This is a genomic window from Jeotgalibacillus sp. S-D1 (genome assembly GCF_004358665.1).
Lineage (GTDB): Bacteria > Bacillota > Bacilli > Bacillales > Jeotgalibacillaceae > Jeotgalibacillus.
Window position 1 is genome coordinate 473,214 of sequence record NZ_SMZR01000001.1, and the last position, 15,464, is coordinate 488,677.

At 38.0% G+C, this 15,464-nt stretch carries 19 protein-coding genes and 2 riboswitches; of the genes, 15 read left to right on the forward strand and 4 right to left on the reverse strand.

All coding sequences use genetic code 11. The features are described from left to right. Nucleotides 1–2: 2 nt before the first annotated feature. The gene (locus E2R51_RS02410; RefSeq protein WP_133375430.1) at nt 3–341 is read right to left on the reverse strand and encodes a hypothetical protein; all 339 of its coding nucleotides are present in this window, start codon (nt 339–341) and stop codon (nt 3–5) included. Between the two features lie 112 nt (nt 342–453). Here E2R51_RS02410 and E2R51_RS02415 point away from each other — a divergent pair, with 112 nt between their 5' ends. After that, nucleotides 454–750, forward strand: coding sequence for a hypothetical protein (locus E2R51_RS02415; protein ID WP_133375431.1), 297 nt, complete (start codon nt 454–456; stop codon nt 748–750). 32 nt (nt 751–782) lie between these two features. On the opposite strand, the gene E2R51_RS02420 is transcribed toward E2R51_RS02415, so the two are convergent. Next, the gene (locus tag E2R51_RS02420) at nt 783–1,250 is read right to left on the reverse strand and encodes a hypothetical protein (RefSeq protein ID WP_133375432.1); all 468 of its coding nucleotides are present in this window, start codon (nt 1,248–1,250) and stop codon (nt 783–785) included. Between the two features lie 335 nt (nt 1,251–1,585). Here E2R51_RS02420 and E2R51_RS02425 point away from each other — a divergent pair, with 335 nt between their 5' ends. The 11 genes from E2R51_RS02425 to E2R51_RS02465 all read left to right on the forward strand — a co-directional run bounded on the left by E2R51_RS02425 (nt 1,586) and on the right by E2R51_RS02465 (nt 8,297). Beyond that, nucleotides 1,586–1,795 carry a hypothetical protein gene (locus tag E2R51_RS02425; protein WP_133375433.1) on the forward strand — a complete coding sequence of 70 codons (210 nt, stop codon included), beginning with the start codon at nt 1,586–1,588 and terminating at the stop codon, nt 1,793–1,795. Continuing rightward, complete coding sequence (locus E2R51_RS02430) at nt 1,792–2,937, forward strand: FtsK/SpoIIIE domain-containing protein (RefSeq protein WP_133375434.1); 1,146 nt, start codon at nt 1,792–1,794, stop codon at nt 2,935–2,937. The genes E2R51_RS02425 and E2R51_RS02430 overlap by 4 nt, the downstream gene beginning before the upstream one ends. Nucleotides 2,938–2,941: 4 nt before the next feature. After that, complete coding sequence (locus E2R51_RS02435; RefSeq protein ID WP_133375435.1) at nt 2,942–3,553, forward strand: replication-relaxation family protein; 612 nt, start codon at nt 2,942–2,944, stop codon at nt 3,551–3,553. 173 nt (nt 3,554–3,726) lie between these two features. Further along, nucleotides 3,727–4,008, forward strand: a complete 282-nt coding sequence (locus E2R51_RS02440) for a hypothetical protein (RefSeq protein ID WP_133375436.1) — start codon at nt 3,727–3,729, stop codon at nt 4,006–4,008. 78 nt (nt 4,009–4,086) lie between these two features. Further along, nucleotides 4,087–4,236 (forward strand): hypothetical protein, encoded by a 150-nt coding sequence (locus E2R51_RS19705; protein WP_165967114.1) that lies wholly within the window; start codon nt 4,087–4,089, stop codon nt 4,234–4,236. Between the two features lie 131 nt (nt 4,237–4,367). Further along, nucleotides 4,368–6,155 carry a recombinase family protein gene (locus E2R51_RS02445; RefSeq protein WP_133375437.1) on the forward strand — a complete coding sequence of 596 codons (1,788 nt, stop codon included), beginning with the start codon at nt 4,368–4,370 and terminating at the stop codon, nt 6,153–6,155. A 76-nt stretch (nt 6,156–6,231) separates the two neighbouring features. After that, a complete protein-coding gene (locus tag E2R51_RS19710; protein ID WP_165967115.1) occupies nt 6,232–6,372 on the forward strand; it encodes a hypothetical protein in 141 nt (46 codons plus the stop codon). Beyond that, nucleotides 6,356–6,805 carry a competence type IV pilus minor pilin ComGD gene (gene comGD, locus E2R51_RS02450; RefSeq protein WP_133375438.1) on the forward strand — a complete coding sequence of 150 codons (450 nt, stop codon included), beginning with the start codon at nt 6,356–6,358 and terminating at the stop codon, nt 6,803–6,805. The genes E2R51_RS19710 and comGD overlap by 17 nt, the downstream gene beginning before the upstream one ends. Then, nucleotides 6,792–7,103: a type II secretion system protein gene (locus tag E2R51_RS02455; RefSeq protein WP_133375439.1), complete on the forward strand. Its 312-nt coding sequence runs from the start codon at nt 6,792–6,794 to the stop codon at nt 7,101–7,103. Before comGD ends, E2R51_RS02455 begins: the two co-directional genes overlap by 14 nt. Then, on the forward strand, nt 7,063–7,623 hold the full coding sequence (comGF, locus tag E2R51_RS02460; RefSeq protein ID WP_165967159.1) for a competence type IV pilus minor pilin ComGF: 561 nt from the start codon (nt 7,063–7,065) through the stop codon (nt 7,621–7,623). The genes E2R51_RS02455 and comGF overlap by 41 nt, the downstream gene beginning before the upstream one ends. 149 nt (nt 7,624–7,772) lie before the next feature. After that, nucleotides 7,773–8,297, forward strand: a complete 525-nt coding sequence (locus tag E2R51_RS02465; RefSeq protein ID WP_165967116.1) for a shikimate kinase — start codon at nt 7,773–7,775, stop codon at nt 8,295–8,297. Here E2R51_RS02465 and E2R51_RS02470 read toward each other — a convergent pair. Then, entirely contained in the window at nt 8,283–9,044 is a 762-nt protein-coding gene (locus tag E2R51_RS02470) for a YqhG family protein (protein WP_133375442.1), read from the reverse strand. The two genes, E2R51_RS02465 and E2R51_RS02470, sit on opposite strands and share 15 nt — an antisense overlap. After that, nucleotides 9,044–10,681, reverse strand: a complete 1,638-nt coding sequence (locus E2R51_RS02475; RefSeq protein WP_133375443.1) for a DEAD/DEAH box helicase — start codon at nt 10,679–10,681, stop codon at nt 9,044–9,046. The genes E2R51_RS02470 and E2R51_RS02475 overlap by 1 nt, the downstream gene beginning before the upstream one ends. A gap of 223 nt (nt 10,682–10,904) precedes the next feature. Beyond that, a riboswitch (glycine riboswitch) is annotated at nt 10,905–10,996 on the forward strand. Between the two features lie 3 nt (nt 10,997–10,999). Beyond that, nucleotides 11,000–11,077: riboswitch (glycine riboswitch) on the forward strand. 82 nt (nt 11,078–11,159) lie between these two features. Between E2R51_RS02475 and gcvT the strand changes: the two genes are divergently transcribed. Genes gcvT through gcvPB form a run of 3 tightly spaced genes read left to right on the forward strand, consistent with a single transcriptional unit; the run spans nt 11,160 to nt 15,098 of the window. Further along, nucleotides 11,160–12,260 carry a glycine cleavage system aminomethyltransferase GcvT gene (gene gcvT, locus E2R51_RS02480; RefSeq protein ID WP_133375444.1) on the forward strand — a complete coding sequence of 367 codons (1,101 nt, stop codon included), beginning with the start codon at nt 11,160–11,162 and terminating at the stop codon, nt 12,258–12,260. A 26-nt stretch (nt 12,261–12,286) separates the two neighbouring features. After that, nucleotides 12,287–13,630: an aminomethyl-transferring glycine dehydrogenase subunit GcvPA gene (gene gcvPA, locus E2R51_RS02485; protein WP_133375445.1), complete on the forward strand. Its 1,344-nt coding sequence runs from the start codon at nt 12,287–12,289 to the stop codon at nt 13,628–13,630. Next, nucleotides 13,623–15,098 carry an aminomethyl-transferring glycine dehydrogenase subunit GcvPB gene (gene gcvPB, locus E2R51_RS02490; RefSeq protein WP_133375446.1) on the forward strand — a complete coding sequence of 492 codons (1,476 nt, stop codon included), beginning with the start codon at nt 13,623–13,625 and terminating at the stop codon, nt 15,096–15,098. The genes gcvPA and gcvPB overlap by 8 nt, the downstream gene beginning before the upstream one ends. Nucleotides 15,099–15,464: the final 366 nt, after the last annotated feature.

Genomic DNA, 15,464 nt, shown 5'->3' on the forward strand with positions numbered 1-15,464 from the left:
AATTAAGTAGTATAGGGGCTGATAATACATTGTATCCCTGAATTTATTAACTTCTCATTGATATAAAATATCGGTTTTTTTATTTCGTTATCTTCCGACAGTATAAATTCTTTCAACTCTAATAAGTGCATGTGTAAACAATCTGATGGATCGACAGCATTAATAATAAATCGGTAATGTTGAAAGGTTGTGACCTTAGGAGTCAGAATCACTTGTGGTTTTTCAGAGTGGAATGAATCATCGTGGTATTCTAATTTAAATTTCTTATCAGTAAAAATCGAATCCAAATAAACAAGAAAATCTAAGCGCTTTTTAATTTGATCAAACGACAAAGTGTTCATTCATAGCCCCCTATATTAAGATAAATACATTGTATAAAATTCTTCTGCATTATGAAAATATTTTTTCTTTAATGCGAAGGAAATTTGTTATAATGCTTGCGAGGTGATCAAATTGTATTCAGACCAAGAATTACTTTCTTCTATTAATAAACAAATCCCATTCCTCCTAAAAAGATATCCTCAGTTTAAATCTGTTATTCCATACAAAAGGGAAATGTCTGCAACAAAATATCGTTACGGATATGAAATTCAAGATGAAAAACGATTGCTATACATATATAAAGAATTCCTAAAGACAAGTGAGGAGTTTAAACCTAATTCAATGTATGATGTTTATTCAAACGGAGCTATGGTTCAAGGATCTAAAACATTCGACCAGGCATATGAATACACTCGCGCTTGGCCATAAAAATCCCCAACTCAAACGAGCAGGGGATTTTTTTATTCAATAATTTGTGCTGCTATTGTAGGTAGACCTTCTTCATTATCAAGCCCATCATATCCTCCATAGATCGTTATCTCATCTCCATCTTTTATTGAACTACCATCATCATTATTTAAAACATAATACAGCCCTTCACCGTCAGATATTGAAAAAGTGTCACCCTTTTCAATATTATTTCCTTCAAAAGCTGAAGCCGTACCTTTAACAACTACAATCTCCCCATCATCTACCTTGTTGTCTAAATAATCCCAAAAACTATATGAAGTTGCAGAAGCTTTGTAACCTTCAGTATCTGGTTTATTGCCATACATAATGGTTGAAACAAGCAAGACTAAAAATATAGGAGCAATAATGCTGGTTGAAATAATGCCTGCTTTCCGAGTTTTCTGAAAGGCAATTAATACTACAGTTCCGATCAGTAGCAACATGAGTATAAAAGTAATGAAAATTAAAAAATAGAACATAAAGGGTCATCCTCCTTTAATTGGTTTAACTCAATATACAGAGTTTACCATAAAAAGATTCGTTAGTTTGAAAAATATATTTTTAAATTACCGGACAAGCAACTATTTCCTCATGACGAATATAGTAACGAATATAGTAACGACTATATTTCATGAAATATATTTTTAGCTTGTACTTCTATACGTGTAATCATGTTTTTAAAGTTTGTTCCAAAAGGGAGGAGGAGGAGGGGGGGGAGGGTTTTTTTAGAGGTATTGCGGCCGCGCGCGCACCTGTGGCAGTGTTCTGTGTTCTATACAATTATTATTCACAAAAAAAGGGAGGCTTATACATTATGACTGAGATTATTTGTATGGCAGTTGTTGGAACTTCTTTGATAACAGTTTCAATCGTAGAGGATAAACTTGAGAAAAACGGCAAGTATGTCGAGTCTAGATTAGTTGGTTCTTTGTTTCATATCCTCTTGGCAATAGGAGCTGTTGGTGGCGTTGCTTACATGTTGTGGTATGCAGTAACTAACTTTATAGGAGACTGGGTATTTTGATTAACTTCTTCCATAAGGCAAGGCTTAAAAACGCATTTATATTAGCTGAGTTATATACATCTAAAAAGAAAAAGACCTTCAAAGAAACAATCGAATATAAGCGCTATCCAAATATTATCGACTTCCGAAACGAAAATGACTATCTTATGTACGTCTTTTTGATTCCTCAAGGCATGAATCCAGCCGAAATTGAAAAGAAGGAGTATATATTCCATCAAGTGTTCCAGAACTATGAGATCGAAGGTGATGGACATAGGTACATTTTAAAAGTGTTTAAAACAGAGCTTACTAAAGAGCTAAAGTATGACTATGAATCCTTTAAACAACATTTAAACGGTGGTCTACCTATCCTTGCCGGTATGAGCATGATTGGCAAAATGGCAACCTATGACATGGTTGAGCATCCACATTTACTCATTGCAGGAGAAACAGGTAGTGGTAAGTCTGTAACCATCAGAGCAATCATTACAACCATCCTGTTACACATGCAAGGCAAGATTGACCTTTATCTTGGTGATATGAAGCGAAGTGAATTTCACGTATTTAGGAACGTGGAAAGTGTAGTCGATGTAATGACCGATAAGGAACGACTTTTGAAGCGTGTAAATGAGATAAAGAATGAATTGACCAGACGAGGAAACTTAATGGATAAGCATGAAGTTGAACATATCGATGAATACAATAAAATCAAAGGCGTTCCATTTGAAAAATATATTTTGTTAGCTATTGATGAAGTTGCTCTGCTCAAAAAGGAAACTGAAATCATGAGCATAGTTGAAGAAATAAGCTGTATTGGAAGGGCATTAGGCGTGTTTTTACTCTTATCAATGCAAAGACCGGATGCAAACGTATTAGAGGGTCAATTAAAGAACAACTTGACTGTACGTTTTGGCTTCAGACACTCAGATAAAATCAATAGTAATATCACATTAGGCGCAGGAACTATGGCTGATGCTTCTACGATAAAGGCAGATAAAAAAGGTCAATTTTACATGAAGAGTGAAAAAACCATTTTGCTGCAAGCTCCATATTTACCATTACAGGAAGCACGAAATTTGTTGAAACCTTTTAAACGGAAAAATGAAGGAGAAAAGGGAGAAGTTAGCGAAGATTTTATGTCATTACCTTTATTTAAGGAGTGATTAGATGAATCAACGAGATAAAGACATCCTAGATGGATTAAAAACGTTTAGAGTATTAAATCGTGATCAATTAATCAGTATGTATTTTTCTACTGGTAAACAGCAAGTGGTCACATGTAACAGAGTAATGAAACGACTATGTAGCAATCAACTTGTAGAGGTTGACCGTTCGCAAAGACCCTACACCTATTTTCCATTCCCCAGAACCATCAAAATTGACTCCACTAAAATTCCCCACTTTAAAGCCATTGCAGATTTTTATATAGCTATATGTAAATATTCCAAGCCTACTCACTTTGAAGTCGAGTACAAGGTTGGACAAAAAGGAAGCATTGAACCGGACATTTATATGATCTGGAATGACGCTCCTTTCTTTGTTGAGATACAAAGGGAGCAATACCCTATCAATCGCATGGAAGCCAAATTTAAGCGATATAAAGACTACTACAGGTCAGACTTATGGAAGGAAGAAATGAAACATTTCCCCTTCATTTGGATGCTAACAGAGCGCTCATATCGCATGAAATTTGATCCTCTAAAGGTGTATCAAAGCAAGACAGTAGATGAATTTGTTGAACTGTATTGCAAGAAGCAAGAGAATAATTCTACAGTGTAGTCAATGTATATTATTAGCTAGATAAACCTTTCTGTGATAATGGCCAGAGAGGTTTTTTGTATAGTCCAAACCCAATTAATTTCATATACATAATTTTAATTTTACTAAATTTGTAAATTTATAAATTGTCACTGTATAATAGAAAAGGCTTAAATTATAAGGAGGTTATTTAATTGGGAAATAAATCATATCCAGGGATTGAAATCAACACAATCAAAAATGTAACTAAACTATTTGTAGATGTTGAAGGTAAAATCATTACATTAACCTTGCGTCACAATGAGAGTTTGAAGGATATAGGCGGTGAACTACATGTTATCCGTGAGGGTAGCAAGATTATTATGACTGTTGACTTTCTTGCTAAATTCAAAAAGGAAATAAATGAGAAAGTACCTCAAATTACATTGAAAAACATTAGAAGAGTTCTGAATGATCATTATATAAATAATTACTAATAGGTTTTAAGTAACTTGTAAAGGTCACTAAAAAAAGTATTGTATTCATATACTAATGAATCTAGGAGGAGCCTATTTATGGTTAAAAGAAACTTGAAGATTACAAGAAGTGATGAAGCAATTGCACAAATGGTTAAAATTGTAGATGAACATAGTCCGAAAGAAACGATTGAGAATCTTTGGAAAGCTATACTGCTTTATGATTTAGAAAAATCAAAAGATGAGTGATTATAGACAAAACAACATAACTATCCTAAAAATAAGGCTTTGATCTGGAAAAACTGTTTTTTTGTTATGCGTTTAACTATAGAAATGCAATATAATTAATAGAGCATCTAAATTATGAAAGGGTGGATAAATTGGATAGTTTTAAAACGATATCAGATGATGGAATTAGGATGCCGAGTACAATATTAGTTGCGGCATATACGCGTGTATCAACAGATTCAGATGATCAAAGAAAATCTTTTGATGCTCAAGCAGAGTATTACCAAAGTTTTTGTGATAATAAAGACAATTTGATGCTTCACAAAGTTTATTGTGACATTGGCTCAGGAACTAATAGTCAGCGTAAAGAGTTTTTGGAGATGATATACGATGCTGGTGTTGACTATACCTACGTAGGCCATAAAAATTATGAATTTAAAGCTTCTCCAACTAGGGAGCCAATTATAAATTTGATAATCGTAAAAGATACGAGCCGCATGAGCAGAGACTCTCAAATTGGCATGAAACTAGCAAAGGAATTACGCAAAAAGAAAGTGTTTATTTTATTTGAAAATAGTGGATTCTCAACAATGGATTCTGAATGGGAGCTTAGATTAGGCTTATTGTTTCAATTCAGTGAAGAGGAATCACGTAATTTATCTAAGAGGGTTAGATGGGGTAAGCAAAGAAGGTTAAAGGACTATAATCCATCGAGAATACCTTATGGCTTTGAACGTAATGAGGATAAAGAGATTGTAATTGTCCCTGATGAAGCCAAAATAGTCAAAGAAATTTTTGAACGCATAGAATATGAAGGTACTCATCGCATTATGCAAGACTTGAATGTACGTGGCATTCCAACTAAGATGGGTAAAAATTGGTCGATGGATAAAGTTAATCGTATAGTAAGGAACACAATTTATTATGGAACTGCTATAAAGAATAGATATACACGCTATAGCATAACTGATGCAGAGCGAACAATTAGAGATGAAAGAGACTGGCACTTAATAGAAGGTGCTGTTGAGGCTATTGTAACAAAGGAAACGTATGAATTAGCAAATGCAGCCATAGCAAAGCGAGTACAACCAGTAAAAAACGATGGAAAAAAAGTTGGTAAGAATGTATCAATAGATGACCGATACTTAATTAAAATCTACTGTGGGCAATGTGGCTCGGCGTTCTGTAGACACTCAAATTATAAAATGATAAGTGGGAAGAAAACAAAAGTATATCTTTACATGTGCTCTACTCGTAAGAAACAAAGCACAAAAGTCTGCAATCAAAAAGGTATTAGTGAAACAGTATTAGACAATATGCTTTCTAGATCAGAGACATTGCCTGTATTAAGCATGTTTGAGGCGTACGCAGTTTATAAAAAAATCCATAAGCAGTTAAATGAGGCCCAAAATGCAATAAATCAAATTAAAGATGAATTACAATCTGAAATAAACAAGCTTACAAGCGTAAATGATGTCCTTATCCAAAAAATCGTTGAAGTAACAATGCCAGCAGTACGTGAGCGCTTAGAGATTGATTTTCAGTCGAATAAGACTACCATTGGAGAAAAACATCAGATGATAGGTAGACTTAATCTGCAAAGGATAGAACTGCTCCATGAGCTTGTAAATGCTAAATACGATGTCATTAAAAGATACTCTAAGGATGTTCAATCCGGTAAAGTTCAAAAGTTGGATGTTATAGATAAAATTATTGTTACTGGTGATGATAAAGTTGAATTTGAATATCGTTTACCTAGCTTCCTGGAAGAAATCAAACAAATTAATTCAGTGTTAATTAATACCGAATATACTATTGATGAATCATTAGCAAACATCAAATCAAGTAGAGCCACATACCATCGTTATGAATACAAGCAATCAGTATACATGGATAAAATGAAGACAGAAATTGATGAACATTATTATTCCAAAGATTAACATAAATAGGTATATCGTCATGTTGCGTTTGAAAGCTATTAAACAAATGGTCCAGGCGCAAGTGGAGTCTTATCGCATGGCAAATCAAACACTGCCAGCATCAATTGACGAGTTGCAGGATGAGGGTTACCTCAGACAGGATGAAAACAAATGCCCCGATGGCAGATCGCTTGAAATAGAGGAAGATGGTAAGGTAGCAATTGTCCAGGCACCATAGACAAAATGGCTTTACATTAATTGAAATGCTTGTCGTCCTGTTAATGATGACTATACTAATTGCGATCAGCAGTTCTTTTATCTACCGCACCATACAAATGAATAAGGAAACGGCATTTAAAAGTCAATTGACACAGGATTTATATATGGCGCAGCGAACGGCTATTACCCAAAACCAGACTGTTCTTATTAATTTCTACAGTCAGTCTCAAACCTACTATATCCGTTTAAGTTCAGGAGCCCCCGATAGTGTTTTAATTAAGCGCGATCTTCCCCAAACTGTTCAGTTACTAGAAACCAGCACATTAACCTCATTTAGAATTCTCCCTTCCGGCAGTACAAATTCTTTTGGTGTTATTCGATTCAAAATAAATAATAAACCCTATTCCATTCATTTTTATTTAGGAAAGGGGAGGTTTTATGCTGAAGAATAATCAGGGCTTTGCTTTATATGAATCCATGCTTGCGCTTGGTTGTATAACATTTTTGTGCCTGACAATTCTCCCGCTGCTATCGATAATTGTTATGAAAGTAGAGGATTCTAAAGAACGTGCGAACTCTTGGGTCGTTTTGCACGAACAAATTCAGTCTATTCACGCATCAGGCCAAATTCAATCGTTTGAAATTATACGTGACGGCGTTGCCTATACAACCATACTTGATGAAGGAGAGGGAGGCTTATGCATTCATTATGAAACACGATCAAAAAAGAAGAAGACATGTCTTTCCTGACAGCAATGGTTTTACTTTGATTGAAGTGATTATCTGTTTAACAATATTAATGATCGTTGCTTCGTTAATGCCTCTTATGATTGTAAGCATCCACTCAGCACATAATCAAATTGAAGCAAATAATGAGCCGCAATGGGATTTATTCATTATCCAATTTCGTAATGAGGTAAAGCTTCATGAGATACAAAAAGTAGAACCGCAAAAGCTGACGTTAAAAAGCACAGATGGAAATGTAATCAGTTTTTCAAAATATGAAACCTTGCTGCGAAGACAGGTTAATGGTGCTGGGCATGAAATTTATTTAACTGCACTCAAAGGCATTAATTTTTCCATATCGAATGAAATGCTGTCACTGGAGGTGACATTTTCAGATGGAACAAAAAAAGAGGCCAGGTTTATCGACAATCATGCAAAATCAGCAGGGAAGTATAATGCTTCCCGTTCTCCTGCTGTTCACAGTGATTTTATCTTTGGTAGGACTCCTGCTCATCTCAAGCCTCCAACAAATCGATCACTATGAATCTCTAAAAAAATACTATGAAATGAAATCCTCAGTTGAAATGAATGCACTAAAGGGTTTATCATCAGAAGAAACTTACCGATACCAATTATTAATATATTAACAATAATATTATTATGTAAAGTGATTGATTTGAAAGGAAGATGAAATTGGATACGAACAATCATATTATCTTAATCGGCTATATGGGGGCAGGTAAGTCCACTCTTGGATCAAATTTAGCGGAAATGACGGGACGTACGTTTATTGATTTAGATCTCCATATCCAGCAGACAGAAAAGAAGACGATCCCTCAGCTGTTCGCTGAATACGGGGAAATGTATTTTAGAGAAAAAGAGGCAGAGCTCTTGAAAGAAATTACAGGTTCCAAAATCATCGCCACAGGAGGGGGGGTTCTAACTTTTAGTAATACTACGGAATGGATGAAAAAAAACGGAACAGTGGTTTATCTCCACGCTCCGTTTTCTGAACTTTATGAGCGAATCTCTTTGGACTCGAATAGACCTGTCGTTGTGAATAACACTAAAGCGGCACTGAATGAAATATACAATAAACGTCATCTTGCTTATCAAGCTGCAGCGGATTTAATTGTTTCTGTGTCAAACTGCTCCATAGAACAATCTGCAGATATGATAATCAAACAAATGGGGATAACCAGGCTAAATGAATTGTGAATAAATAATCCCGCCCATTGGATGATTCAGCCTAATTTTTGGCTGATATAAGTTGTTCAGGTGCTCATATTCTCTCTCGTTGGCATGGTCAAGAAGAGCAGATAAAAAAGGGTTCATTTTTTCATTAAAAGAATGAGCGGAAGCCAATTCTTCTTTAAATAATTCTGTTCCCAACTGTTCCAACGCTCCTATAAGCTTGTGTATAGCTCGCTCAAATTGGATCACCGGGGCTGTTAAAACATGCTGAGGGGGAAGATTAGCCTGCAGGTTTTCATAATGAAAAATTTCCTCGCCCGTTTTTATATTACCGGTAGTTAAGGAGATAGCCGCCTCTTTCCAATAAGAAGGCGAACCGGGAGGATCTGTAGTCAGCACCCCCTGAATAACAACCCATGGGTATAACGGTGCATAGTTTGTTGAAGGTGCAGCAACGGTTTCATATCCTTTATACCATCTGGTTTCTCCGTGGGCTGCATCGATCAACTGATTGAAAATCGGATTTAGTGGAGAGGCAACTACTGCATTTACTGGCATTGTATCGGTAGTTTCTTTAATGATTGAGATTGTCATGGGATCGCCCGGCTGGTTTGTGGCGTCCCTGTAATGCCAATAAAATGGCCTGTTCATAAATTTTCTGTCCAGTTCCTCATTTAAGTGAACAAGTGATTGAGAGGGACCTTTTGTGATCTCAACCCCCTTGTATGCCAAGAAGTTATGAACAAGATCCCATTGAAGTGCCTTGGCCATTATGCTTCCTCCTTCTTGTTTAGGGATAAATCGTAAAAGTGCTCGAGCTGATTTAGTTTTAAGCGGATCTCTTTTTCTGATCTTGAGTGCAAAAAGGCATCCTCCAGATACTTATCAATTTCTTTTGATGAGGCGGATGAAAGCAAATCATCATGTTCACCAATAATGTACTGGAAAAGCGAGACTTTTTCCTGAAGCACATGCCAGATCCTTTCTTCAATCGTATCCCGATTAAGTAAGTAAAACACTTCTACATCCTCATGTTGACCAATTCGATGTATTCGTCCTATCCGCTGTTCTAGCTTCATTGGATTCCAGGGAATGTCTGCATGGATCATATAACGGCAAAATTGTAAATTCAATCCTTCTGACCCGGCTTCAGTAGCAATGAGCACCTGGGCCTTTTCCCGGAATAAATCAGTCATCCATTGCTTTTTCCCTTTTTTAAAACCGCCTCTGAATGGCACAGAAGTAATATTGTTTTGTTTTAAAAACCAGCTAAGATATAGCTGTGTCGCTCTATATTGAGTAAAAACGATGACTTTTTCATCTGTGTTTTGGATAAAGGATAAAATTCTCTGTGCTTTGGCTGTTATAAGCTGATCAGGTGTTACATCCAGATTAATGCCAAGCTGACTGCTAATGTCTTTATTTTGAACTCTGTTAAGTGCTTTTAACAGGGCAATAATCGAACTGCATCCCTGTTTTAACAATGTAATATGTGAAAATGCATGCATATTAACTTCTTTTTGAGCGTGATAAAACTTCTCGATGGAATGATACAGTTCTTTTTCGTAGGGCAGCTGATCAATCCACTCAACATTAATTGTTCTTTTTGTCCAGGCAATGTTCGTTTCTTTTCTTCTTGTTCGAATCATAAACTGATTAAGTTTCTTCTTAATTTCCATTTTATCCTCTTCGTCTTTGCAGGCTTCTCTAAAATCCTGAAGACTGCCAAGCAGGCCTGGCTTTAACAGTGTTGACAGATGGTACAAATCTTCTGACCGATTTTGAATCGGCGTGGCAGTTAAAAACAGGCAATAACTTTTGGACAAAGAATTAATAAATTGATAATTCAAGGTTTTAGGGTTTGTCAGTTTGTGGGCTTCATCAACAATTACCATATCGTAATGACTTTTCTCAATCATCTCTCTCAACGGCGGTCGTTTCAATAGATCAATTGTGGCTATTGTTATCGGAGATTCCCGCCACTCTTTTTTTCCTTTGTGAATGATGCTGTTGATACCAAAATGTTTAAACAGCTCCTGCTGCCATTGGCCGCTCAGTGAAGAAGGCACTAAAATAAGAGCTGTTTTAACATGGCCGCGATTAATGTATTCTTTTAATATTAATCCGGCCTCGATCGTTTTCCCCAACCCCACCTCATCAGCCAGAAGGGCCCGGCCGCCCATTTCAAAGACTACTTTTGTTGCTGCATCCATTTGATGGGGATGTAAAGTTAAGTGAGTTAGCTCTTTTAAACAGCTGAGTGTTTTCGCAGGATGCAGACACTGTTCTTTTCTAACCTTCATGGATTGAGTAAGTAGGGACGGGTTAATGTACTGGTGAGAGGAATTAAGCCAATTTAAAAATTCCGAAGGCCAGTTTTTATCTTCAAATTGTATCGAATGGTTCATTTGGATCAAACCTTTCAGTATTAATTTAATTTATAAAAATTAACTATTTTATTGAAAATACACGAATCTTTTTATTCAGAATAAAAAAACATTGCTCTAAAATCAAAAACAATGATAGGATAAAGGTAGATTCATACGAAAAAACAAAATAAATCCGAACATTAAAGTACAAAAGTTGTTTGTTGTTCATAGTATGCCCATAAGTTACGATAAATATGAGCGAATGAAAACAAGGGGAGAGATCCTTTTACAGGACGCCGAAGGAGCAAGCATAATTATGTGAATCTCTCAGGCAAAAAAGACTCTTGTTGGACGCAACTCTGGAGAGCGTTTCGTTTTTCGAAACCACCAAAGAAGACAGCCTTTATGGTAAAACTTTCAGGTGAAAGGACAGGGAGCCCTTATAAAAAAAGGAGCTTCTCTGTCCTTTTTTATGTGATCAGCAGGATGACTACAAACATACGGAAGGGGAAATGATGTGTCTACTTCATTGAAACGAACACCACTATTCGACCTTTATAAAGAATCCGGCGGTAAAACAATCGACTTTGGAGGATGGGATTTACCAGTTCAATTCTCAAGTATTAAAGAAGAGCATGAAGCAGTTCGGACTAAGGCAGGCCTTTTTGATGTTTCTCATATGGGAGAAGTTGATGTTAGGGGAACGGGCAGTCTTGCGTATTTGCAAAAAATGATGACAAATGATATTTCAAAATTAAAAGATAATGAAGCACTATATACGGCTATGTGTTATGAAGATGGCGGCACGGTGGATGACTTACTTGTGTACCGTTTGAAAGAGGACCATTATTTACTGGTTATTAATGCCTCAAATATTGACAAGGACGTAGCCTGGTTAGAAGAGCATAAAGAGAATGATGTTCAGGTAACCAATATTTCTCCTAAAATAGCTCAATTGGCGATACAGGGACCGAAAGCAGAAGAGATTTTACAAAAGTTGACCAGCGCTGATCTATCTTCCATTTCGTTTTTCCATTTTCAAAATGATGTACGGTTAAAAGATGTGTCAGCTCTTGTTTCACGTACCGGTTATACAGGTGAAGATGGATTTGAAATTTACTGTCAAGCTGAACATGCCCAAACGATTTGGAAGGATCTCCTTACAGAAGGCAAAAATGAGGGTCTTGTGCCTTGTGGCCTCGGTGCCAGAGATACACTGCGATTTGAGGCAAAGCTGGCACTTTATGGTCAAGAACTGTCGTCAACCATCTCACCAATCGAAGCGGGGATCGGTTTTGCTGTGAAACCACAAAAAGAAACATCTTTTATCGGCCAGCAGGTACTGAAAGAGCAGAAGGAACATGGTGCTCCTCGTAAACTGGTGGGCATTGAAATGACAGAGCGCGGTATACCCCGAAACGGCTACCCCGTTTTCGTACAAGATAAGAAAATCGGTTTTGTTACAACGGGAACCCAGTCTCCTACACTAAAGAAAAATGTAGGGTATGTTTTGATTGAAAAAGAATATGCAGCAATAGGGCAAGAGGTAGAGGTAGAAATAAGAGGAAAGAAAATAAAGGCCGAAATTGTTAAGTCGCCATTTTATAAAAGAAAATAAGACTGTTTGGGAAGGGAGATCCACCTATGAACCATCGTTATTTGCCAATGACAGAACAAGATAAAAAAGAAATGCTGGATGTGATTGGAGTAAAAACCGTTGATGAACTTTTTTCGGATATTCCAGAAAAAGTTCGATTTCAAGGGGAACTGAAAATCAAACAGGCTAAATCCGAAACTGCCTTAACTAGAGAATTAATGCTGATGGCAGGGAAAAATGCTGATACTAAACAATATATATCCTTTCTTGGGGCTGGTGTTTATGATCATTTCAGTCCGACAATTGTTGACCATGTTATTTCCCGCTCTGAATTTTACACAGCTTATACACCGTACCAGCCTGAAATCTCACAAGGTGAGCTCCAGGCAATCTTTGAATATCAAACGATGATTAGCGAACTGACTGGAATGGAGGTCGCCAACTCATCGATGTATGATGGAGGCACTTCATTTGCCGAAGCAGCCATGTTAGCCGCCGGCCAAACAAGACGCAAGAAAGTTCTCGTATCCGAGGCGGTAAATCCTGAATCCCGTGCAGTGCTCGCCACATATGCAGCTGGACAACAGGTGGAAGTTGTAACAATTCCTCAAAAGAATGGTGTAACAGATACCGATGCATTAAAAGAATTATTAACTACGGATGTTGCGGCGGTAATGGTCCAGTATCCAAATTTCTTCGGTCAAATTGAAAGATTGGATAAAATTCAAGAACTGACACACGGATCAAAGTCAATGTTTGTAGTGTCATCCAATCCTTTATCTCTCGGCGCTTTAACACCGCCAGGTCAATTTGGTGCAGATATAGTTGTAGGGGACGCCCAGCCATTTGGTTTGCCCCAGGCTTTTGGCGGTCCTCATTGCGGCTACTTTGCTGTTACTAAAAAACTAATGAGAAAAGTTCCTGGTCGACTCGTTGGAGAAACTACTGATGATGAAGGTCAGCGTGGATATGTGCTAACACTTCAGGCGCGAGAACAGCATATTCGACGTGATAAAGCTACATCCAATATTTGCTCAAACCAGGCACTTAATGCCCTCGCTGCTTCTGTGGCTATGACAGCTTTAGGGAAAAATGGCATCCAGGAAATTGCAGCGCAAAACTTCCAAAAGTCTCATTATGCAAAACAGCAATTAAAATCAGCCGGTGTGCTCATCGTGGATGAAGGCTATACATTTAACGAATTTGTTATCCAATTAAACCGTCCTGTAAAAGAGGTAAATCAGTTATTGCTGCAAAAAGGAATTATCGGAGGCTACGACCTCGGACGTGATTTCCAAGACCGCGAAAATCAAATGCTTATAGCTGTAACAGAGCAGCGGACAAAAGAAGATATTGACATCTTTGTAAAGGAGCTGAGTGTTTATGCATAAAAAAGATCAGCCGCTCATTTTTGAATTATCGAAAAAAGGCCGGACGGGATACAGTTTAACTTCACTGGACGTTCCGGAAGTAGATCTTGCTTTGCTGGCTCCTGAAGGTTTTATCCGAAAGGACGCACCAGAATTGCCGGAGGTAGCAGAACTGGATATTATGCGCCATTACACCGCGCTGTCGAAACGCAACCATGGTGTCGATTCAGGATTTTATCCGCTTGGCTCCTGTACGATGAAATATAATCCAAAAGTAAATGAAGCCGTTGCCAGATATGCAGGCTTTGCCCATATTCACCCATTGCAGGAAGCCTCGTCTGTTCAGGGTGCAATGGAATTAATGTATGATCTTCAAGAGCATTTGATTGAAATTACCGGAATGGATGAAGTGACGCTTCAGCCAGCTGCCGGTGCTCACGGGGAATGGACCGGCCTGATGATGATTCGCGCTTACCACGAGGCAAAAGGGGACTTTAACCGGACAAAAGTAATAGTTCCTGACTCGGCGCATGGAACCAACCCTGCATCTGCAACGGTAGCAGGCTTTGAAACGATTACTGTTAAATCGAATGAGGCTGGCCTTGTTGACCTTGACGATTTAAAACGTGTTGTTGGAGAAGATACAGCTGCCCTAATGCTGACAAATCCAAATACGCTTGGTCTTTTTGAGGAGAATATACTTGAAATGGCTGCCATTATTCATGAAGCAGGCGGCAAACTTTATTATGACGGAGCGAATCTGAATGCAGTTCTGTCAAAAGCTCGTCCGGGAGATATGGGCTTTGATGTGGTGCACCTAAACTTGCATAAAACTTTTACCGGCCCTCATGGAGGAGGCGGTCCAGGTTCTGGCCCTGTTGGCGTTAAAAAGGATCTTATCCCGTTCCTGCCTAAACCGATTTTGGTAAAAAACGGAGAACAATATGAGTTTGATTATAACCGTCCTGACTCAATTGGCCGCGTAAAACCGTTTTATGGAAACTTCGGTATTAACGTACGTGCCTACACTTATATTCGTACGATGGGACCAGATGGTCTGAAAGCGGTAAGTGAGTATGCAGTTCTTAATGCCAATTACATGATGAGAAGATTAGCTCCTCATTTTGATCTGCCGTTTGACCGCCACTGTAAGCATGAATTTGTTCTTAGTGGAAAGCGTCAAAAGAAACTTGGAGTCAGAACACTGGATATAGCGAAGCGTCTTCTGGATTTTGGCTATCATCCTCCAACCATTTATTTTCCGTTAAATGTGGAAGAATGCATGATGATCGAACCTACAGAAACGGAATCAAAAGAAACGCTGGACTCCTTCATTGATGCGATGATTCAAATTGCCAAAGAAGTTGAAGATACACCGGAAGTAGTGCAGGAAGCACCTCATACGACGATTATCGGGCGGTTAGATGAAACAAAAGCAGCGAGACAACCCGTTCTCCGTTATATGAAAAAAGAAGCTGTAAAAATATAATAGAAAAAGATCCAAAGCTGTCAGCTTTGGATCTTTTTTTATGGTTTGCAGTTGTCCAGTACTGGCTGGGTGTCTGTTTTTGGAGTGTAAGACACGGCAGTCAAGTAGATAAAAACCATCCACTCGCCCGCCGCGTCTTATGCTTGTCGGGGCTGAACAAGCGCCTTCCGCTTTTAGGTTATCCAGCTGCAGCAGGCAGCTTCTCGGAGCGTAAGTCACACCGCCATTTAGGCAAAAACCGCCTAATTGGCAGCGCGCCTTACGTCTGTCGAAGCTAAACGCCCGCTTCCGCATTTAGGTTATCCAGCTCCAGGCGCTAGCCCCTCGAGGTCATAAGACACGGCAGTCAAGTGGATAAAAACCATC

Coding starts and splice junctions, on each gene's coding strand:
- E2R51_RS02455 (WP_133375439.1), top strand. CDS start 6,792: ATGCTGAAGAATAATCAGGGCTTTGCTTTATATGAATCCATGCTTGCG.
- E2R51_RS02425 (WP_133375433.1), top strand. CDS start 1,586: ATGACTGAGATTATTTGTATGGCAGTTGTTGGAACTTCTTTGATAACA.
- E2R51_RS02475 (WP_133375443.1), bottom strand. CDS start 10,681: ATGAACCATTCGATACAATTTGAAGATAAAAACTGGCCTTCGGAATTT.
- E2R51_RS02435 (WP_133375435.1), top strand. CDS start 2,942: ATGAATCAACGAGATAAAGACATCCTAGATGGATTAAAAACGTTTAGA.
- gcvPB (WP_133375446.1), top strand. CDS start 13,623: ATGCATAAAAAAGATCAGCCGCTCATTTTTGAATTATCGAAAAAAGGC.
- E2R51_RS19705 (WP_165967114.1), top strand. CDS start 4,087: ATGGTTAAAAGAAACTTGAAGATTACAAGAAGTGATGAAGCAATTGCA.
- E2R51_RS19710 (WP_165967115.1), top strand. CDS start 6,232: ATGGCAAATCAAACACTGCCAGCATCAATTGACGAGTTGCAGGATGAG.
- E2R51_RS02470 (WP_133375442.1), bottom strand. CDS start 9,044: ATGGCCAAGGCACTTCAATGGGATCTTGTTCATAACTTCTTGGCATAC.
- comGF (WP_165967159.1), top strand. CDS start 7,063: ATGAAACACGATCAAAAAAGAAGAAGACATGTCTTTCCTGACAGCAAT.
- E2R51_RS02420 (WP_133375432.1), bottom strand. CDS start 1,250: ATGTTCTATTTTTTAATTTTCATTACTTTTATACTCATGTTGCTACTG.
- gcvPA (WP_133375445.1), top strand. CDS start 12,287: ATGAACCATCGTTATTTGCCAATGACAGAACAAGATAAAAAAGAAATG.
- E2R51_RS02410 (WP_133375430.1), bottom strand. CDS start 341: ATGAACACTTTGTCGTTTGATCAAATTAAAAAGCGCTTAGATTTTCTT.